This is a genomic window from Nitratireductor sp., assembly GCF_017794765.1.
Classification (GTDB): domain Bacteria; phylum Pseudomonadota; class Alphaproteobacteria; order Rhizobiales; family Rhizobiaceae; genus Nitratireductor.
In genome coordinates, this window is sequence record NZ_CP051236.1 from 2,741,583 (window position 1) to 2,760,863 (window position 19,281).

The following is a 19,281-nucleotide window of genomic DNA, read 5'->3' on the forward strand; positions in this document are numbered from 1 at the left end:
ACCCGGCAAACATCATGTCTGGGCGCCAGGGTTTGATGCGCACAGCGGCTGCACCGAATCGCCCCGGTATGGTAGATAAAGCCTTAACCAATCTGCGGCAGGATTCCCGTCAGATTTTGTTTCAACCAGACCTGGTCATTTAGCTCATGCTGAAATTCGCGCTCAAGCTTGCCCTTTTGGCCGCTGCTGCAGCCCCAATGTCCGGATTGGCCGGCGCGGCGGAAGCTTCAGAAAGCGAGAGGCGTTTTTTCCAGTCCGTCGAAGGAAGCTGGTCTGGCCCGGGCGAAATCGTCGCCGGCAAGTACAAGGGAACGAAATTCGTCTGCAATTTCGACGGCGGCACCCCCGAGAAAAATATCGGGATGGCGCTGGACGGAACTTGCCGTGTCGGGGTTTTCACGCAACCAATGAAGGCCAGTGTTGTCCGCGAAAAAGGCGGCTACCGTGGCACATTCCTTGATGGCGCAGCCGGAAAGGGTCTCGATGTTACCGGAGGCAAGGTCATTGGGAACGATGTGGTCTTCGCGCTTCACCGCTCCTCACTGAGCGGTGCCATGCGCGCGCGCATCAGCGACAAAAATACCATGCACATCACGATATCCGTGCAGGTGAACGATGACATGGTTCCTGTGATCGGAATGAAGCTGAAGCGCACGGATTCCGGTGGCATTGAAGCCATCGCTCGCCAATAACCGACTGCACGATAGAGAGGCGTTCTCGCCTCTATAGAGTGAGAATCGCTTGTCGACTGCCTTCTATGCGCTGCCCTCGCGCCACCACCATCCGTCCCGTGTGATGCGCTCCATGCCGCTCTGATCAAGCGTTTCCAGAAGTGTCCTGACTGATCGTCCGCCGATCTCCAGCGCCGGCGCGATCTCGGCCAGCGGAGCCAGGACAAACGCACGCTCAGCCATGCGCGGATGAGGTATTGTCAACCCGGCGTCATCCACGACCCTGTCTCCATAAAAAAGTATGTCCACGTCGATGGGGCGCGGTCCCCACCGCTCCTGGCGCACGCGCTTGAGCGCGCGCTCAATCGTCAGGCATTGTTCAAGGAGCGGGTGCGGAGCAAGACTGGTGCGCACCCAGGCAACGGCGTTGAGAAAATCAGGCTGATCAAGCTTGCCCCACGGCGGCGTTCGGTAGAGCGATGAAACTAAACGGACTTCAGTATCATCCCTGGCATCCAACGTGGACAAAACCATCTGCATCGCGCGACGTGGATCGCCGACATTGCCACCCAACCCCAAATAGACATCCTGCATCTTATTGGGGCCAGGCCAGGGAAACCTCGACATAGTCCAAGACCCCGGGAACGGGTGCGTTGGGCTTGCGTATCGTGATTTCGGAGCGCGCGATCTGCGGGAAACGGGAAGCAAGGGCCTTCGCTACCTCGAGTGCCAACGCCTCGATCAGAAAGCGGCGTTTGCCGGAAATGATCTCTTCAATGACCTTGAAGGCGGCGCCGTAATCAACTGTCCCCTCAAGGGAATCGTCGCTAAGTGCCCTCCCGGGCTCTACGGTCAGCTCCGCGTCCACATAAAAACGCTGCCCCAGGCGCTCCTCTTCGTCATGCACGCCATGTCGCGCGAAGAAAGCGCAGTTCTTCATCCGGATTACATACATCATCGCCTCACCGGCCTATCTCTGAGCTGCAAGCATAGCATCCGCAATTCTCAGGGAATCCCTGTTGATTGCGACATTGTGCACGCGAAAAACGGCCGCGCCCTTCATTCTCAGCAGCGCACTGGTCGCGGCTGTTCCCACATCCCGCGCTTCGGCACTCTCCCGGCCTGTGACAGCCCCGACAAAGCGCTTCCGCGATGTACCGACAAGGAGAGGAAAGGCAAGCCCTGCCAGTTCTTCGAAACGGGCCATGATCTCGACATTCTCCGCCGTATCCTTGGCAAAGCCAAATCCCGGATCCAGTATGATCTGTTCGTCTCTGACACCTGCCTGACGAGCAATCTCCAGAGAGAGCCGCAGGAACGAGAACTGGTCTGCAATTACATCAGGCAGCTTCTCACGCTCGCGGCCCGTGTGCATGATGGCAAGCCCTGCCCCGCTTTTCGCAGCAACAGCCGCAATACCCGGCTCACGCTGGAGCCCCCAGACATCATTGACGATATGCGCTCCCGCCGCGACCGCAAGCCGGGCTGTCTCGGCCCGATAGGTGTCTACAGAGAGTAAAATGTCATCGCGGCCGGCGAGCGCTTCGAACACCGGCAAGATCCGGTCCTGCTCTTCGCTTGCGGACACAGGGGCACCGCCTGGACGCGTCGATTCACCGCCAATATCGACGATATGTGCCCCGTCTCCGATTAATCGCTCGGCCTGACGGAGAGCAGCCTCCAGACTCACAAAAGCGCCACCATCGGAAAAACTGTCCGGTGTAACGTTCAAAATGCCCATGATGATGGCATCTGGTCCGAGAACAAGTTCGCGCCCATGCGCAAGTCTCCAGACAGGAAAAGTCATAGGGCTTTCAGCCTCCGGATCACAATCAGGCGTTTTTGCGGCTCATTGCCGCCAAAATCAACCGCAATGTGTTTGACGGAGCGAGTCGGAAACCGCTCAGGCCAGGCTTGTCATCGTGCGGCCGAAGTCGCAGGGTGTTTTTGGGAGACAATATGAAACGCATCACGCTGACATTCGCCCTGCTGGCCTTTGTTGCATGGCCCGCCGAAAGCGCCGACATTTCCCGCACCTATAGTTACTTCTCGATCGGCGGGAAAACGCTGAGCGAGATAGAGCAACAGCTCCGTTCACGGGGGCCCCATGTGCAAAGCACCGGGCAACGTCACCCCGGCGCCACGCGTATGGAGTTCAAGACCAGGATTACGTACAAGGAACACAAGCGCCGTTGCCGCATCGCCGACGTGAAAGTCACAGTCGATGCGCGCGTTTTCCTTCCGCGCTGGCGCAACCGCAAGACCGCTGGCCCGGAAACCGCTCTCGTCTGGGACACACTCTCCAAAGACATCAAACGCCATGAAGAGAGCCATCTGGGGATCGCCAAACGCTACGCACGCAGCATAGAACGCGAAATCGGAGATCTTGCCCCGCACGCCTCGTGTGAAACGCTCCAGGCGCGCGCCGAACGCGTGACACAGAAGAAGCTCGAGGAACACGATGCAGCACAAGCGCGATTCGACCGGATCGAAAGCGGCAATTTCGAATGGCGATTGATGCGCCTGCTAAACTACCGGCTGGAGCAGCTCGAAAAAGGGCGAAACCCCGGGTAAAGCGCTTCGATACGCCCCTTGGCTTGCGAAAGCCAACAAGTCAGGCTTGTCGCTCGGGAATGCGAACAACGAGACCGTCCAGTTCGTCGCGCACAATGATCTGACAGGACAAACGTGACGTCGGCTGAACCTCGTAGGCAAAGTCCAGCATGTCCTCTTCCATGGCTTCAGGCTGTCCGACCGTGTCAGACCACTCTTCACCCACATAGACGTGGCAAGTCGCACAGGCGCAGGCCCCGCCACACTCCGCTTCGATGCCGGGCACGGCGTTGCGAATTGCGTTTTCCATGACCGTGGATCCGTTGTCGGCATCGACATCGAAGCGCGTGCCATCGGGGACGATATAGGTAATCTTCGGCATGCGGGCACTCAGCAGTTGGTGGGATTGTCGCAAATTGCGGGGCGAGGCACTGGAGGCAACAGCACATAGGCCACTACGCCCAAGTTTCGCGTTTCACTTATGTTTTTTGGACCGCAAAGGCAATCCATGGCTGCGCCTGCGGTGAAAGATTATCGCAATCTCGAAATGAATTCATTGGCTTCGCAGATTAATTTCGCCAATTGCGTTATGCCTTCATCATTTGCCGGATTCTTTTCGATCGCCGCAGCGCAGGCAGCAATCGCCCCTGCTCCAACTCCTCGCGCAGAACCGACAAGCGCATGTGCCATCTCGCGTCTCGATTGAAGGTCACATCCACGCATGCGCTCGCTCATTCCCTCGATCTGTCGCCGAAACATACCAAGGATTTCCAGCGCCAACACTTCATCGCCCATGGTTTGACGTGCCAGATGCTTCAGATCGAACGGTATCGCGCCCCTTGCTGAATGCCCCTCGTCAAAAAGCCCACCTGAAATGATCTGCACCCTGATCCCCGACTTCCTCTACGTCACCTTTCACACCCTATTAATGCCGGATGGACAACGGGTTAACGGCTTCAGTGCAAAGCGACTGTTTCACCATAAACGTCGTTAACCTTATGTTTAAACTTTTACACATCCGACCGATTGCGTGTTTTCAACGGAGCCTTGTCCCATTACGATACGCTTGGCTCATTTTGGGCATAGTGTCGGAGTACGAGGTTCCTCTGGTTTGCGTATGAGGCTCCGGCAGAGAGTAGCTGAGGTTTGGCGGTATGGCGCGTACAGTAGCAAAGAAGAATCAACCCAAGCGCGATTTTGCGAAGGAACTCGAGGATGCCCTCGACCTGGAGCTTGCAGACGGCTTGGAGAATGGCGACCTGGACATCGCCGCCTCCATGGAGGACCTGGAAGCGCAGATTTCTGCAGCGGCCGAGGAACTCGCGCGCGAAAATCGCGATCAGAACGGAGACGAGAAAGTCGCCGTGAGCGAGAAGAAAGACACCGCGCCATCCTCCAAGGAAACGGCTAAAAATGCCCCGGGCGCAAAGGCGAGCACTCCGGTTTCGACCGCCGCTGCGCCTGAGAAAGCCAGCAGCACCGTCGCCAGGCCCGAGAAATCCCAGGAAACCCCTGCCAACCGGAAGAACCTCACACCGGTCGATCCCGAGCCCGAGCACACTGCTGCCCAGCCATTTGCACCCGCCAACGACGACCGGGCCGGCGACTTCAGTGCAGTCATGCGCAAGTTCGACCGTCGCGCCCCGAACACTGCCTATTGGCTCGTCGCCATCCTTTCGGCCCTCTGGATTGGCGGCGGCCTTCTCCTCGGCCAGATGCTCTATGGCCCCGATCTTTGGCAAATCCGCTCTACCGATGCCCTTTTGGCGGCACCGCATGCAATCGCGCTGCTCGTAGGCATTGTCGTACCGGTCATCCTGTTCTGGGGCTTTGCCGTCATGGTGCGCCGCGCTCAGGAGATGAGGCTGGCCGCGCAATCAATGGCTGAGGCAGCCTTCCGCCTTGCCGAACCAGAAAACCTTGCCCACGAACGCATTATGACCGTTGGCCAGGCGGTTCGTCGCGAAGTGCAGGCGATGGGTGACGGCATGGATCGCACCCTCTCGCGCGCCGTGGAACTCGAAACACTGGTACACACCGAGGTAAGTGAACTTGAGCGCGCCTATTCGGAAAACGAAACGCGCATCCGCCATCTGGTGGATGGCCTCGGATCTGAGCGCGAAGGCATTGTAGGCCACGCAGAACGCGTTCGTGCGTCCATTGCCGGCGCACACGAGATTCTGAAAGATGAACTGGATACGGCCGGCGAGCGCATCCGCGCGACCATTGCCGATGCATCCCGACAACTTGCAGCCTCGGTGAACGCATCGAGCGAGGCCCTTCTGAAGCAGCTCGAGGGCACGGGTGGAAACCTCCACAAGGGCATTGACGATCGGATCCAAAGCCTTTCGGAGCGGATCACGACGTCGGGCGATGCCGTGGCAAGCCTTCTCGATACCCGCATCGCCTCCCTGACCAAGGGCACGGAAGATGCGACCCATAACCTCGCCACCTTGTTCGACACACGGATGGCCACCCTCGCGCAGAGGACGGACGAAGCCACCGAGAAGATTGGTGGCCTGCTCGATTCACGCGTCTCCGCGCTTGCCGATGGCGCCGAAGAAGCAGCCACCAAGCTTGGCAGCGTTCTCGACTCGCGCATCTCCACCTTCAGCCAGAACACGCAGGATGCCGAACAGACCCTGACAAAGGTTCTCGATTCGCGTCTCGGCACACTCACGAAGGAAACGCAGGAAGCCGCGCAGACACTCGGCAATCTGTTCGATGAGCGCATGGCGACCCTCGCCGAGCGCACGGACCAGACGACACGCTCGCTCAGTTCGCTGTTCGAGACCCGCAGTTCCGCTCTGATGTCTTCGCTCGGCGAGGCAACCGAATCTCTGACGAGTGAGTTCGACACCCGTCTCGGACAGTTGGAAAACGCCGTCACCGAGCGTGGCCGGGCTCTTATCGCCGAGTTCACCACGCGCGCCGAGGCGCTGGACGCGGGTACTCAGAAGCTGAACTCCGCTCTCGAAGCTCGGGCGCGTAGCATCAACGAGACCCTGGTCGAACGAACCCGGGAGATCGCGAACACCTTCGCCCAGGGCAAGGACGAGGTCTCGGCGGCTGTCGAGGCAGGCAAAACCGCCCTCAGCAGCGAGCTGTCCGACCTTGTGGCCTCGACCAGCATCATGCTGGAAAACACCGCAGGTGAGTTTGGCAAACGTCTCGACCAGAACTGGTCGCAGATGGCTGCCCAGTTCGACGAAGGCATTGAGCGTATCGACGCAACCCAGTCGCGCATGAGCGAGGCCGCGCAGCGTCAAATCCAGGCTTTCGAGGAGACACACCAGCGGCTCTCCGGCGCATTCAGCACGGATATGGAGAAACTCGATCTGGCACGCGCCACCTTCGAAGCCGGGATCGGCGAGCAGGTGCAGCAGCTAGCCAAGACACGCGATAGTTTTGGTGAAGCGCTCGACGCCAACATTGCCAGGATCGATGAACACCGCACCGCGCTCAACGCCGTGATCGAAGACGAAGCGATCCGCGTCAACGAGATCTTCACCAAGCAGACCGGGATCATCGAAGAGCGCACCCAGACAATGGAAAAAGCGCTTTCCATTGGCGTGGAAAATGTCCGCAGCACCCTGGAGAACAGCGCCGTTGTCGTTGCAGGCGCCCTGCGCGACAAGGTCATAGAGGCAACCTCGACACTGAACGAGGAAGCAGCCAAGGTGTTCGAAGATGCAGACAAGCGTATTGCCGCGCGCGCCGAGCAGACCGCGTCAACCCTCGGCGCACGCATTGAGGACATCGACCGGACATTTGACGATGCCTCGGCTCGCTTTACCGAACGTGCCGGCGTCTTCGCGCAAACCTTCGCAGAGGTCGACGGCCGGATCGCGGCACGCCTTGAGACGACCGCGGAGACGTTGTCGCAGCATACCAAGACAATCACAGACACCTTTGATGCAGCGGATCGCAAGCTTCTGAACCGGGTCGACCAGACCACCGAGCAGCTCACGGCGCGCACCGAAGATCTCTCGAAGACCTTCGAGAGTTTCGACCAGCGCGTCATCGCCCGCACCCACCAGACATCGGCCGAGCTCGACGCACGTGCCAGTGCCATGAGCGAATCGCTTTCGCAACTTCAGGAACGCCTGTCGAACAGTGCAAGCATGATCGCCAGCGCGATTTCCGGAGGCATCAACGAAGCCGATACGCGTCTGCGCGAAAGCGCCGAATCGGTTGCGCAACACGTCAACCAGCAGCTCTCCACCACGCAGGCCCGCCTCGTTTCCACTGCCGACACGATCGCTCAGACCTTTGCATCGGTCGACGAGCATATCGGCAAACGTACGAACGAAACCGTATCGAGCCTGGAAGAACGCACCCGCGAGCTCAACGCCATCCTGGCGGGTCGCACCGCCGAAATGTCCCGTATCCTGGATGAGACGGCGAAGCCGCTTGTGGAACGTTTCGCTGCCAGCGGCGGCGAGCTGCGTGACAGCATTCAGGCGATCACGACGGAAACGACGCAGCGTCTGCAGTCCGAGAACGCTGCTCTCCTCAATGCGCTGACCAACCGGACGAACGAAGCTCTGTCGGCTTTCGAAAATGTACAGACGAACCTGACCGGACATATCGACGAGCTTCTTCAGAAACTCGGCGTTTCTGGCCAGCGTTTGGGTGCGTTGATTTCCACGGCGTCGAAGAATCTCTCTGAGGTAGACGAACGCCTCAGCACCACTGCGACCAGCTTTGCTGAGAATGCGGAAAAGGCTGCCGAGACCTTCTCCAATTCGGCGAGCCTCATCAATGCAAATTCCGGTCGTCTGGCCGACTTCTCGGACAGGACACTTCGCGAAATCTCGGCCATAGCAAGCCGCTTCGAAGATCACAGCAAGGTGCTGGAGACAGCATCGGAGCTTCTGGAGCGCGCGCAATCGGGCTTGAGCGGCAATCTTGAGGATCGCCAGAAAGCGCTGGAAGCCCTCGCCTCCGGCCTTGCGGAAAAATCCGAGCACATCGAGCGCACCATGAACGCGTTCGAGGATTTTGTTGCCCGCACGCTCACCACAGCCGAGGGGCGCACGCAGCAGTCCGTCGAAGGCATCCGTCAGTCGATTGCCGAGGTCGTCGAAGCTGCCACAAGCCGCTTTAGCGGAGCAACAGAAGAAATCCGGCGCACGGCTGCCGAGATCCGCAACGAACTCGAGCAGACGCGCAGTGACGTGAAGCGCGGCATTGCCGAATTGCCGGCAGAAGCCAAGCAATCCACTTCGGCTATGCGCAACGCGATCACGGAGCAGGTGAACGCGCTGAAGGAGCTTTCTGATATCGTATCCAAGTCCGGTCGGATGCATGGACGGGATCGAGCGGGCGAAAATCGCCTGCCGGCAGACACGCCTCCACTGCGCCAGCCGTCGCCTTCGCCTGCTCCGCAGGCACCGGCTGGAGCTGCGCAGCCCGTCATCGAGAGACCGCGGCAGACCACCGCTCCGGCGCCGCGCCCCACGGAGACCGCGCGTGCGCCGCAGCCAGCCAGCCAGCCAGCAGCAGGCGGCGGCTGGATTCGCGACCTCCTGCGCAGCGCTTCAAACGACGAAGGTCGCGACGAGCGCGAACGCCCGGCCTCGTCCGTTCAGAAAGAAGACCGGTCAGCCCTGCATGTTGTGGAATCGCTGAACTCGCTCTCCGTAGATATCGCCCGGGCCATCGATCATGAAGCGTCGATCGATCTTTGGGACCGCTATCGTCGCGGCGAGCGGAACGTCTTTACGCGGCGTCTCTATACGCTCAAGGGACAACAGACGTTCGATGAGATTCAGAACAAGTATCGTTCCGATCCCGAATTTCATGCTGCAGTCGATCTGTACTGCCGCGATTTCGAGAAACTGTTGCGGGATGTCTCCCGATCCGATCGCGACAATATGATGACCCAGACCTATCTGACCTCCGACACCGGCAAGGTCTACACAATGCTGGCTCATGCCAGCGGTCGCCTCCGCTAGAAGTCGGTTTAGAATCCAAATGAGCGAACGGGCCCCATGAGGGCCCGTTTTCTTTTGCGATAGCAGGATTCGGATCCGCGTCTCCTGCAGTCAGACATCGGTTGCGCCAACGCACAATTTCTGCAGGAACAAGACAATCCCTTTGCCCCTGACACATCATCGGCAGCTCTGGTAACCCTGACCTCAAGATTTCAGCCATTGTGAGATCCGTATGAAAGCCGTTCTTTTCGAAAGTTTTGCGCAAACGCCGCGGATCGCTACCCTGCCCGACCCGACGCCGGTCAACCACGGCGTGGTGATCAAGGTCCAGGCCACTGGGGTTTGCCGCAGCGACTGGCATGGCTGGATGGGGCATGACCCGGATATCCAGCTACCGCATGTCCCCGGTCATGAATTGGCTGGCACAGTGGAAGCCATCGGCAAGGATGTTCAGCGTTGGAAGATCGGCGATCGGGTCACCGTTCCCTTCGTCGGGGGATGCGGCACCTGCCCCGAGTGCCACGCTGGCCACCAGCAGGTCTGCCACAATCAGTTCCAACCGGGCTTTACCCACTGGGGCTCGTTTGCAGAATTCGTCGCCATCGATCAGGCCGACCTCAACCTCGTCGCACTGCCTGAAACCATGGATTTCGTGACCGCGGCCAGCCTTGGCTGCCGTTTCGCAACGTCGTTTCGGGCGGTGGTGGATCAAGGCAGGGTTTCTGCCGGTCAATGGGTGTCAGTCCACGGCTGCGGAGGCGTCGGACTTTCCGCTATCATGATAGCCGACGCACTGGGAGCAAATGTGGTAGCTGTAGACATCGCCGACGACAAGCTTGAACTTGCATGTCGACTTGGCGCCACAAAGGCCATCAACGCCACCAAGGTGCCCAGTGTCGCTGAAGCGATCTTCGACCTGACAAATGGTGGCGCGCATCTCTCAATCGATGCGTTGGGTCACCCCGAGACCTGCTTCAACTCCATAGTTTGCCTGCGTCGACGTGGCAGGCATGTTCAGGTGGGATTGATGCTGGCCGAACACAGCACTCCGCAAGTGCCAATGGCCAGAATCATCGCGCATGAACTGGAACTGCTTGGCAGTCACGGCATGCAGGCACATCGATACGACGCGATGCTGGCCATGGTGCAATCGGGTAAACTCGCTCCAGATCAGCTTGTGGGACGAGAGATCAGCCTTGAAGAATCAATCCACGCCCTGATGGAAATGAACCGCTTCCAATCTGTCGGAGCCACCGTGATCAGCCGCTTTTGAGCCAAGCAGGCCTTCGGCCTCAGATATTGGAGACAGTCCAGTCCACCAGCCCGGCCATGGCCGTGCCGAAGGCACGGTCGAGCGCCGAGGCGAACGCTTGCCCGCCGTTTCCGCTCACGGGCACCGACGCGCTGAATATGCGGGAAGCCCGCACCACCCCGTTTCGATCATTCAGAATGCGAACGAAGATCTCGACTTCAGCGCGATCCTGCCCGTCGACACGAACATTGAAGGCGCGCAGGTCTGCCAGAATCTGGTAATCGATAGCCAGACCCTCGCCTGGCATACCGACACCTCCAAAGCGGCCCGAGCGCTGATAGAGATCGGCCATACGCGTCTGGACAATCCTCGGCAGGCGATCTGCCCACCGCACACCGCCAAGATACTGGATGGCGCCGCTTGACGTTTTAACGACAATATCCTGCCCATCCAGCATCTTTATGGCGGTGGGCTCAGTAACCAGGATTTGCTTCCGGCTGACGCGACGCCCATCCTGCGACACCGAGGGTGTGGTGAGGTCAAACGCATCGACAGGCGCAGGCCCGCCACCTGGCAAGGCAGCACAGCCGGACAGAACGCCCCCCAGCGCCAGCAGCGCAATAATCCTCGCCCTCGTCCTCAACAACCGCTCCTCAATCCGAACGCCGGTGAACCCGGCGGGACCAGCCCCTGAAATCGTTCAAAAAACTAAAGGCCCTATCCCAACTGGTTTGGGGTGATGCCGCATGAATGTCAACGTCGCACCCGCCCGTCGTAACGACGAATTGTCCCCTCTCCGCCGGTTATGATGCGCTGCGGGTTTTGCTCGAAGTCCGTGACAGCACTTTCAATCCGGTTGATGGAGCGGCGAGCGTCGCGCACCAGCGACTCGACTTCTCGCAATCCGCCGCCCGAAAAGCGCTCGAGATTTCCGGAGATCGCATCGACCCGAACCGTAAGTGTTTCAGCCATCTTGCGAAACGATTTGAGTGTCTCACGCGCATCGGCCATGAGGCCTTCACCGTCACCGGATTCGAGCATGCCGTCGAGCTTGGCGAGAACCGAATCCAGCCGCACCGACGACCTGTTCAGCTGGCTGGCCAGTTCGCTGGCATTGGTTATGAACTGATCGATGTCTTCTTTGCGCTTGTCCACAGTTTCGCTGACATCGGCGATGCTTTTGGCTGCCCGGTTCACCGTGGCGCTTGCCTCTTCGAAATTTCCGACGGCGGATTTCACCGTAGCGGGATCCACGCTGTCCAGAACACCATCAAGCTTGGCTAGCGTTTGGTTGGCGTTGGTCGAAAATGTACCGATCGAGCGCACGGTCTCCTCAACACTGGACATGACCGTATCGATGTTGCGGCTCGCCTTCTCCAGTCGACCGGAAAACTCGTCAAAATTGCTCACCATGGATGAAATCTTGTCGCGATCGACCGAAGCGATCAATTCCTCGGCGGCCTTCAGAGTGCTGTCGAGTTGACCCGACACGTTAGAGATTGTCTCTGAAAGCGAACTCACATTCGCAAGAAATGAATCGATGCCGGACGCGTTGCGCTCCAGGGCCTCGGAGAATCGCTGGACGTTTTTGACCGTGTCCGTCAGCGGTTGCCGGGCGTCCTTTGTAAATCCTTCAAGCTGCGACACCACATTGTCGGCCCGCGTCAAAAGGCTCTGCGCGGTCTGAAGAAGATTGGTGACAGCCGAAGGGCTCGCCTGAATTTCCGCGACCGTATCCTGCTCTTCTGCCAGATCAAAGAGGTTGGGCTCTCTGGGGTTACCACCGGTCAGCTCGATGTTGGCCGTGCCCGTAAGCCCGGCCAATCCGACATCTGCCTTCGTGGATTGTGTGATCGGGGTCAGGCGGTCGACCTCCGCATCGGCGATCGCAACGCTTGGGTTGGAAAGATCCAGATAAACGCGTCGAACATCGCCCACCTTTACGCCGTTGAAGAGCACCGCGCTGCCACGCGAAAGACCGGATGCAGAGCCAGGAATTCTGAACCGCAGCACAGCCGTATCGCCCCGGTCCCCTATATTCGCGCTCCAGTACACGAAACCGAATGCAGCCAGAATGACCAGCACGGTAAAGAAGCCGACAAGAACGTAGTTGGCTCTGGTTTCCATGGTAACCTGCTAATCTCTCGCGGTACGGTCGATCTGCCGAGCCCGCTTTCCTCTAAAATAGGCTTTCACCCAAGGATCGTCGCATGCAAGCATGTCCTCGACCGTGCCTTCCACGAGCACACGTTTGCCACCCAAAACGGCAATGCGGTCGCACGCCGTCAAGAGACTATCGAGATCGTGCGTGACCATATAGACGGTCAGGCCCATCGTGTCGCGCAGTTTCCCGACAAGTTCATCGAACTCGGCCGCGCCGATCGGGTCAAGACCGGAGGTCGGCTCATCCAGGAATACGATATCCGGGTCCAGCGCAAGCGCGCGGGCAAGCGCTGCGCGCTTGATCATGCCGCCCGAGAGTTCGGAGGGATATTTCGGCGCCGCACTACGCGGCAGGCCGACGAGCTCGAGTTTCAGGTAAGCCAGTTCATCCATCAGTGCGCGCGGCAGATCCAGATATTCACGCATCGGCACCTGGATGTTCTCAAGGACCGTGAGTGCTGAAAACAACGCGCCGTGCTGAAACAGCACCCCCTGATGCATGTCGACTTTCAGCCGCTCTTCATCCGTCGCCGCATCGAGATCCTGTCCCAGCAGGTGAATGGTTCCCGATCTTTTTCGGATAAGACCGAGGATCGTCCGCAACAGTACAGACTTTCCCGCGCCCGAAGCCCCGACAAAGCCCAGAATTTCACCACGGTACACGTCAAGCGAAAGACCGTCGAGCACCAGCGTGTCACCGAACCCCACTGTCACATCACGCACGGAAAGAACCACATCCCGGGATTGCGCCGCCTGCTCTTCCTGCCGTTGTTCGATCAGCACCATCCCGCCACCTAAAAATCGATTGCCGCGTAGAAAATGGCGAACATTCCGTCCACGACGATCACCACGAAAATGGCCTTGACCACCGACGCGGTGACATGTGTTCCCAGTGACTCTGCGCTCCCCCCCACCTTCATGCCTTCGATTGAAGCGATAATCCCGACGATCAGAGCCATGAAGGGTGCCTTGATCAAGCCGGCAAAAATCGTTGAGAGATCGATGGAATCCCTCAGACGATCGATGAATGCCTCCGGTGGGATGCCAGAGTAAAGCCAGGCGATCAGCATCGCGCCGCCGAGCGCTGCGAAATTGGCAACGATGGTGAGACAGGGAACTGCCACCATGAGTGCCACGAGACGTGGAAAGACGAGAACACCGACCGGATTAAGACCGATCACGGTCAGCGCATCCACTTCTTCGCGCATCTTCATGGAGCCGATTTCAGCGGTGATCGCGCTGCCGGAACGGCCGGCGATCATGATCGCGGTCATCAGCACCCCGAGCTCGCGCAGAATGAGGATCCCAACCAGGTCGACAACAAAGATTTCCGCGCCGAAATAACGCAGCTGGAACGCACCCTGTTGGGCGATGATGGCGCCGACGATGGCCGACATCAGCACGATAATCGGCACCGCGCCCACCCCCATCCGATCAATCTGGTTGACGATGGCGGCTGGATTAATGGCGTGCGCGCGGCCAAGCTTCATCTGGGCGCCGCCTATGGTAGCCCCCAGAATATGAGCGCCATAGACGATATCGTCCCGCGCCTCGTACATTGCGTGGCCGATACGCCCCAACAGATTGACAAGCAGCGAGCCTTTTTCCTGAGGCCTGCTTTCGCTGTCCTGTTCGACCGCGCCCCGCACTGCCGGCAGAAGTATCTTGGCGGCCTCGCTTTCGCCGCTGATCGAGACCTCGGCCCCGCGCCTCTGATGCGCATAGACGAGGCGCTCGATGATCCAGGCTCCTGCCGTATCGAGGCTGCTGATACCGGAAAGATCCATCAGGACGCGCTGTGGCTCATCCTGCGCTTCCAGTTTGCGCATACGGGCATCGACCCGCGCAACGGTGCGTGTGTTCCAGGCGCCGGTCAGGCGGCATGAAAGCACACCGTCTTCGGTGCCTGTCTCCAGGTGAGGTTCCTCACTCTGGCCGGCCGGGCTCCCCGCGTCGCTTGCGTCGTCAACGGAATTGGTCAACATGGCACCATCATTAGTGTGGAGCAGGTCCAAAGGGAACCGCTTGCCGGCTCACAGAGCCTCCATATAAGGCATGTTCCTCTGATAATTGAGATTTTTGCGAGAAGAAGGGCGGAAATGACACGCGAATTGGCCACAGGCATCGAGAGCTTTCCCATAGCTGGCGTTTTCACGATCTCCAGGGGGTCGCGCACGGAGGCGCGAGTCGTCACCTGCACGGTGAGTGAAAACGGCGTCCGTGGGCAGGGCGAATGTGTGCCCTACCCTCGTTACGGCGAATCTGAAGAGAGCGTGATCAGCCAGATCGAAGCAGTGCGTGGAGACATCGCCAACGGCATCACCCGCGCCGATCTTGTCAAATCCATGCCTGCCGGAGCTGCGCGCAACGCTGTCGACTGCGCATTGTGGGATCTGGAAGCGAAACTCTCCGGTCGGCGCGCTTCCGTAACCGCATGCACCATTCCGCCGCGCCCATTGCAGACGGCCTACACGATTTCTCTTGCGGAACCCGAGGAGATGGCTGCCCAGGCGCGCGCGCACGCAACCCGCCCGCTGTTGAAGGTCAAGCTCGGCGGCGAAAATGATGCAGCGCGCATTCATGCTGTCGCAGGCGCTGCCCCCGACAGCCGCCTGATCGTGGATGCGAATGAAGGCTGGACAGAGAAGAATATCCGCGAGAATATTTTGGCGGCGGCGGAATTCCACGTTGCTCTTATCGAACAGCCCCTGCCCGCCGGAAAAGACGAGATCCTGCGCGAAATTCCACATCCTGTGCCAATCTGCGCGGACGAGAGCGTCCACACCGCCGATAGCCTTCCAGACCTCGCGGGGCTCTATGACTTCGTCAACATCAAACTCGACAAGACGGGCGGCCTTACCGCCGCACTGGAATTGCGAGACCGCGCCCGTGAAATGGGCTTCGGCGTGATGGTCGGATGCATGGTGGGTACGTCGCTCGCCATGGCGCCGGCTGTTCTTCTTGCACAGGGCGCCGACTACGTGGATCTGGACGGGCCACTGCTTCTGGCCAAGGATCGCCCCCATGGGCTTTCCTATTCCGGCTCGCTGGTCTCGCCGCCATCGCCTCAACTTTGGGGCTAGAATTGTTCCGGGGCTAGAAGCGCTTCGGGGGTCAGGGTCGTTCAGGCGGCCTTGATCCGGTCTCTCTGGAACGCAGTCACCACACCGTTTTCCCGAACGTCGCCGGCAACGGGTTGCGCATCGAGAATCTGTGCCCACGTAATGATTTCGAAACGACCATCGAAATGTTCCACCAGGGCTGTGCAACTCTCCACCCAGTCTCCCGTGTTCATGTAGGTGACCCCGCCGATATCCTCCATCGCAGCATGGTGGATATGGCCGCAAATAACACCATCAACCTCGGACCGCTGGGCTTCCTGCGCAAGCACATCCTGGAACGAACTTATGAATTTTACAGCCTTCTTGACCTTGATCTTCGCCCATGAGGAAAAAGACCAGTAAGGGCGCCCAAGCACACGCCGTACGCGCCCGATCACGCGATTGACGACTATGGCAAGATCGTAAGCCTTGTCGCCGAGATAGGCGAGCCAGCGTACGTTATGCACGACCTGGTCAAACTGATCGCCGTGAATGACGAGGAACCTACGTCCGTCGCTCGTCTCGTGAACCACCCTGTCTGCCACGACGATTCCGCCGAAATGGACGCCCTGAAACGAGCGCAGAAATTCATCGTGGTTCCCGGCGATATAGGTAATCTCGGCTCCTTTGCGCGCCTTGCGCAGGAGCTTCTGCACCACGTCATTGTGTGCTGCTGGCCAGTGCCATGATCGCCTGAGGCGCCAGCCATCGACGATGTCACCGACCAGATAGATCTTCTCTGCATCGTGGTAGCGCAGAAAATCGATCAGAAACTCGGCTTTCGCCGGTTTCGAGCCGAGGTGAACGTCTGAGATGAAGAGTGCACGAAATCTGCGGTGTTCAGCGCCGGTCATTGTCCCGCCTGAGCCTTGTTAAGTCGTGCATTCTATGGCCCGATTCATGTCACAGACATATGACGACTACCGTTTCAATACGGAAAATCGGCTCCATCAGACCACGAAATATCCGGTCGGCACATGATTCCAGCGCATGAAACTGCTTCGCGACATTCAACGCTGGAAAAAGCCTCTGCGAGCGCCTAAGCACAGGAGATGAATCAGACCATGTAAGCGTCGCGATCTTTTCAAAAGTCTGGGCGACGCTTGGATGCAATGCCGCAAGCCAAACGGCCACGCCGCCAGAGCCATAATGTGGAGCCGCCAATGTCGTCCGACAACAAGAAGCAGCAGCGATCAGAATTCGACGAAGCCGCGCTCTTCTTTCACCGTTACCCCACCCCCGGCAAACTGGAAATCCAGGCGACCAAGCCCTTGGGCAATCAACGCGATCTGGCCCTGGCTTATTCGCCCGGCGTAGCCGCCCCCTGTATGGCAATCCATGACGATCCGAAGAGCGCTGCCGACTACACGGCCAGAGCGAACCTTGTGGCCGTGGTCTCCAACGGTTCGGCAGTGCTGGGGCTCGGCAATATCGGTCCACTTGCATCCAAGCCGGTAATGGAAGGCAAGGCTGTCCTCTTCAAGAAATTTGCCGGCATCGATGTGTTCGACATCGAGATCGACGCGCCCGAAATCGACCGCATGGTCGAAACCATCGCTGCCCTCGAGCCAACCTTCGGTGGCATCAACCTGGAAGATATCAAGGCGCCCGAATGCTTCGAAGTCGAGGAACGGCTGAAGGCCCGCATGGGCATTCCCGTATTCCACGATGATCAGCATGGCACCGCTATCATCGTGGCCGCTGCCGTGCTGAACGGTCTCGAACTGGCTGGCAAGGACATTGCTACCGCCAGGATCGTTTCGTCCGGTGCGGGAGCGGCTGCGCTTGCCTGCCTCAATCTGCTTGTTTCGCTCGGCGCAAAAACCGAGAACATCTGGCTGACCGACCGGCACGGTGTCGTTTACGAAGGCCGCAAGGAAGAGATGGATCGCTGGAAAGCGCCCTATGTGAAGGATACCGACGCCCGGAAGCTGGTTGACGTGATTGGCGGCGCGGATGTGTTTCTCGGGCTCTCGGCGGCTGGTGTTCTCAAGCCGGAAATGCTGGCGAACATGGCCGAAAAGCCGCTGATCCTCGCGCTCGCCAATCCCGTGCCCGAAATCATGCCGGACGTGGCACGTGAGGCAAGGCCCGATGCCATGATCTGCACCGGGCGCTCGGACTTTCCGAACCAGGTGAACAACGTTCTGTGCTTCCCCTACATCTTTAGAGGAGCGCTCGATGTCGGGGCGACCGCGATTAACGAGGAGATGAAGCGTGCCGCCGTGAAGGCAATCGCCGGTCTGGCTCGCGAAGAGCCCTCTGATGTCGCAGCGCGCGCCTATTCCGCCGAGACGCCCATCTTCGGACCGGATTTCCTTATTCCCTCACCTTTTGACCCCCGTCTCATCCTGCGCATTGCACCGGCGGTTGCGGAAGCGGCGATGAAAAGCGGTGTCGCAGCCCGCCCGATTGAGGATATGGACCAGTATCTCGATCGGCTGAACCGCTTCGTGTTCCGCTCGGGCCTGGTGATGAAACCCGTATTCTCCGCAGCCAAGGTCGCGGGAACGAAGCGCGTCATCTACGCGGACGGAGAAGATGAGCGTGTTCTGAGGGCAGCACAGGTCGTGATCGAGGAAGGCATTGCCGAGCCCATCATCATCGGCCGCCCGCACGTGGTGGAAACGCGCCTGAAGCGTTATGGCCTGCGCATTCGACCCGGCGAGGACTTCGCCATCATCAACCCGGAAGACGACCCACGCTATCGCGACTATGTCGATCTGCTGGTGCAACTGGCGGGCCGGCGCGGCGTGACACCGGAGGCTGCTCGGACACTCGTCCGCACCAACACGACGGTCATCGCCGCCATCGCCATGATGCGCGATGAGGCCGACGCCATGATCTGCGGTCTTGAAGGGCGCTTTGAAAAACACCTGCGCTATGTCGACATGATCATCGGCAAGCGCGACGGCGTGTGCGATCTCTCCACCCTTTCCATGCTGATCTCGCAGTTCGGTGTAACATTCTTCACCGACACCTATGTCACCCTTTGCCCAACGGCATCCGAGATCGTGGAAACGACGATCCTGGCGGCCGAAGAAATTCGGCGCTTCGGCATCGAACCAAAGGCGGCGCTGTTGTCGCACTCCAATTTCGGCTCACGCGATTCAGAGAGCTCGATCAAGATGCGCGAAGCCGCTCTGACGCTGAAGCGCGTCGCGCCCGATCTTGTATCCGATGGTGAAATGCACGGCGATTCCGCGCTCTCGGAAGTGTTGCGCCAGCGCGTCTTTCCGCAGGCGTCGCTCTCCGGCGAGGCCAATCTTCTCGTCTTCCCGAACCTTGACGCAGCCAATATCACGCTAACCACGCTGAAGATCATGACTGATGCGCTGCATGTCGGTCCTATCCTGCTTGGAACGGCCATGCCCGCGCACATTCTGACACCTTCGGTCACCTCGCGCGGGGTTGTGAACATGACTGCTCTGGCAGCCGTGGAAGCATTGCAAAAAAGCAAGGCGGTCATGACCAGCTGAGTGCCAGTCGCGCGCCGGAATGAATTGAGAGGCGCATCGGAGAAAGACTGATGTCTCTAACCGTAGCTTAACCTGGTTGCCTTATCTTCGCGGCTCAACCGGTGATGTATAGCAAAGCGCGAT

General features: G+C 59.2%; 16 protein-coding genes. 6 read left to right on the top strand and 10 right to left on the bottom strand.

The genetic code is table 11. The features are described 5' to 3' along the window. Positions 1-146: 146 nt before the first annotated feature. Positions 147-692, top strand: coding sequence for a hypothetical protein (locus tag HF949_RS13045; RefSeq protein WP_441338374.1), 546 nt, complete (start codon positions 147-149; stop codon positions 690-692). A gap of 63 nt (positions 693-755) precedes the next feature. On the opposite strand, the gene folK is transcribed toward HF949_RS13045, so the two are convergent. From folK to folP, 3 genes are read right to left on the bottom strand one after another with little or no spacing between them, the layout of a single operon-like run. Further along, positions 756-1,265, bottom strand: a complete 510-nt coding sequence (gene folK, locus HF949_RS13050; protein ID WP_292895889.1) for a 2-amino-4-hydroxy-6-hydroxymethyldihydropteridine diphosphokinase — start codon at positions 1,263-1,265, stop codon at positions 756-758. A 1-nt stretch (position 1,266) separates the two neighbouring features. Next, a complete protein-coding gene (folB, locus tag HF949_RS13055; RefSeq protein ID WP_229449254.1) occupies positions 1,267-1,626 on the bottom strand; it encodes a dihydroneopterin aldolase in 360 nt (119 codons plus the stop codon). A 15-nt stretch (positions 1,627-1,641) separates the two neighbouring features. Next, a complete protein-coding gene (gene folP / locus HF949_RS13060) occupies positions 1,642-2,478 on the bottom strand; it encodes a dihydropteroate synthase (protein WP_292895891.1) in 837 nt (278 codons plus the stop codon). Positions 2,479-2,630: 152 nt separating this feature from the next. Here folP and HF949_RS13065 point away from each other — a divergent pair, with 152 nt between their 5' ends. Continuing rightward, complete coding sequence (locus tag HF949_RS13065) at positions 2,631-3,245, top strand: DUF922 domain-containing Zn-dependent protease (RefSeq protein WP_292895893.1); 615 nt, start codon at positions 2,631-2,633, stop codon at positions 3,243-3,245. Positions 3,246-3,285: 40 nt separating this feature from the next. Here HF949_RS13065 and HF949_RS13070 read toward each other — a convergent pair whose 3' ends face one another. Then, a complete protein-coding gene (locus tag HF949_RS13070) occupies positions 3,286-3,606 on the bottom strand; it encodes a 2Fe-2S iron-sulfur cluster-binding protein (RefSeq protein WP_292895895.1) in 321 nt (106 codons plus the stop codon). Positions 3,607-3,755: 149 nt separating this feature from the next. Then, a complete protein-coding gene (locus tag HF949_RS13075; protein ID WP_292895897.1) occupies positions 3,756-4,109 on the bottom strand; it encodes an Hpt domain-containing protein in 354 nt (117 codons plus the stop codon). 269 nt (positions 4,110-4,378) lie between these two features. Between HF949_RS13075 and HF949_RS13080 the strand changes: the two genes are divergently transcribed. Together HF949_RS13080 and HF949_RS13085 are read left to right on the top strand one after the other, a co-directional pair. Next, the gene (locus HF949_RS13080) at positions 4,379-9,184 is read left to right on the top strand and encodes a hypothetical protein (protein ID WP_292895899.1); all 4,806 of its coding nucleotides are present in this window, start codon (positions 4,379-4,381) and stop codon (positions 9,182-9,184) included. Between the two features lie 211 nt (positions 9,185-9,395). Then, a complete protein-coding gene (locus HF949_RS13085; protein ID WP_292895901.1) occupies positions 9,396-10,436 on the top strand; it encodes a zinc-dependent alcohol dehydrogenase family protein in 1,041 nt (346 codons plus the stop codon). 19 nt (positions 10,437-10,455) lie between these two features. Here the strand turns inward: HF949_RS13085 and HF949_RS13090 are convergent, their stop codons facing one another. The 4 genes from HF949_RS13090 to HF949_RS13105 all read right to left on the bottom strand — a co-directional run bounded on the left by HF949_RS13090 (position 10,456) and on the right by HF949_RS13105 (position 14,563). Beyond that, a complete protein-coding gene (locus tag HF949_RS13090) occupies positions 10,456-11,058 on the bottom strand; it encodes an ABC-type transport auxiliary lipoprotein family protein (protein ID WP_292895903.1) in 603 nt (200 codons plus the stop codon). Positions 11,059-11,168: 110 nt separating this feature from the next. Then, positions 11,169-12,542, bottom strand: a complete 1,374-nt coding sequence (locus HF949_RS13095) for an MlaD family protein (protein ID WP_292895905.1) — start codon at positions 12,540-12,542, stop codon at positions 11,169-11,171. 9 nt (positions 12,543-12,551) lie between these two features. Beyond that, positions 12,552-13,364 carry an ABC transporter ATP-binding protein gene (locus tag HF949_RS13100; protein ID WP_292895907.1) on the bottom strand — a complete coding sequence of 271 codons (813 nt, stop codon included), beginning with the start codon at positions 13,362-13,364 and terminating at the stop codon, positions 12,552-12,554. Between the two features lie 8 nt (positions 13,365-13,372). Beyond that, the gene (locus tag HF949_RS13105; protein WP_292895909.1) at positions 13,373-14,563 is read right to left on the bottom strand and encodes an ABC transporter permease; all 1,191 of its coding nucleotides are present in this window, start codon (positions 14,561-14,563) and stop codon (positions 13,373-13,375) included. Positions 14,564-14,677: 114 nt separating this feature from the next. Here HF949_RS13105 and dgcA point away from each other — a divergent pair, with 114 nt between their 5' ends. Then, entirely contained in the window at positions 14,678-15,661 is a 984-nt protein-coding gene (dgcA, locus tag HF949_RS13110) for an N-acetyl-D-Glu racemase DgcA (protein ID WP_292895911.1), read from the top strand. Between the two features lie 41 nt (positions 15,662-15,702). Here dgcA and HF949_RS13115 read toward each other — a convergent pair whose 3' ends face one another. Continuing rightward, a complete protein-coding gene (locus tag HF949_RS13115; RefSeq protein WP_292895913.1) occupies positions 15,703-16,533 on the bottom strand; it encodes a UDP-2,3-diacylglucosamine diphosphatase in 831 nt (276 codons plus the stop codon). A gap of 309 nt (positions 16,534-16,842) precedes the next feature. On the opposite strand from HF949_RS13115, the gene HF949_RS13120 reads away from it, so the two are divergent. Beyond that, entirely contained in the window at positions 16,843-19,158 is a 2,316-nt protein-coding gene (locus tag HF949_RS13120; protein ID WP_292895915.1) for an NADP-dependent malic enzyme, read from the top strand. Positions 19,159-19,281 lie beyond the last annotated feature (123 nt).

Coding starts and splice junctions, on each gene's coding strand:
- HF949_RS13045 (WP_441338374.1), top strand. CDS start 147: ATGCTGAAATTCGCGCTCAAGCTTGCCCTTTTGGCCGCTGCTGCAGCC.
- folK (WP_292895889.1), bottom strand. CDS start 1,265: ATGCAGGATGTCTATTTGGGGTTGGGTGGCAATGTCGGCGATCCACGT.
- folB (WP_229449254.1), bottom strand. CDS start 1,626: ATGTATGTAATCCGGATGAAGAACTGCGCTTTCTTCGCGCGACATGGC.
- folP (WP_292895891.1), bottom strand. CDS start 2,478: ATGACTTTTCCTGTCTGGAGACTTGCGCATGGGCGCGAACTTGTTCTC.
- HF949_RS13065 (WP_292895893.1), top strand. CDS start 2,631: ATGAAACGCATCACGCTGACATTCGCCCTGCTGGCCTTTGTTGCATGG.
- HF949_RS13070 (WP_292895895.1), bottom strand. CDS start 3,606: ATGCCGAAGATTACCTATATCGTCCCCGATGGCACGCGCTTCGATGTC.
- HF949_RS13080 (WP_292895899.1), top strand. CDS start 4,379: ATGGCGCGTACAGTAGCAAAGAAGAATCAACCCAAGCGCGATTTTGCG.
- HF949_RS13085 (WP_292895901.1), top strand. CDS start 9,396: ATGAAAGCCGTTCTTTTCGAAAGTTTTGCGCAAACGCCGCGGATCGCT.
- HF949_RS13095 (WP_292895905.1), bottom strand. CDS start 12,542: ATGGAAACCAGAGCCAACTACGTTCTTGTCGGCTTCTTTACCGTGCTG.
- HF949_RS13100 (WP_292895907.1), bottom strand. CDS start 13,364: ATGGTGCTGATCGAACAACGGCAGGAAGAGCAGGCGGCGCAATCCCGG.
- HF949_RS13105 (WP_292895909.1), bottom strand. CDS start 14,563: ATGTTGACCAATTCCGTTGACGACGCAAGCGACGCGGGGAGCCCGGCC.
- dgcA (WP_292895911.1), top strand. CDS start 14,678: ATGACACGCGAATTGGCCACAGGCATCGAGAGCTTTCCCATAGCTGGC.
- HF949_RS13115 (WP_292895913.1), bottom strand. CDS start 16,533: ATGACCGGCGCTGAACACCGCAGATTTCGTGCACTCTTCATCTCAGAC.
- HF949_RS13120 (WP_292895915.1), top strand. CDS start 16,843: ATGTCGTCCGACAACAAGAAGCAGCAGCGATCAGAATTCGACGAAGCC.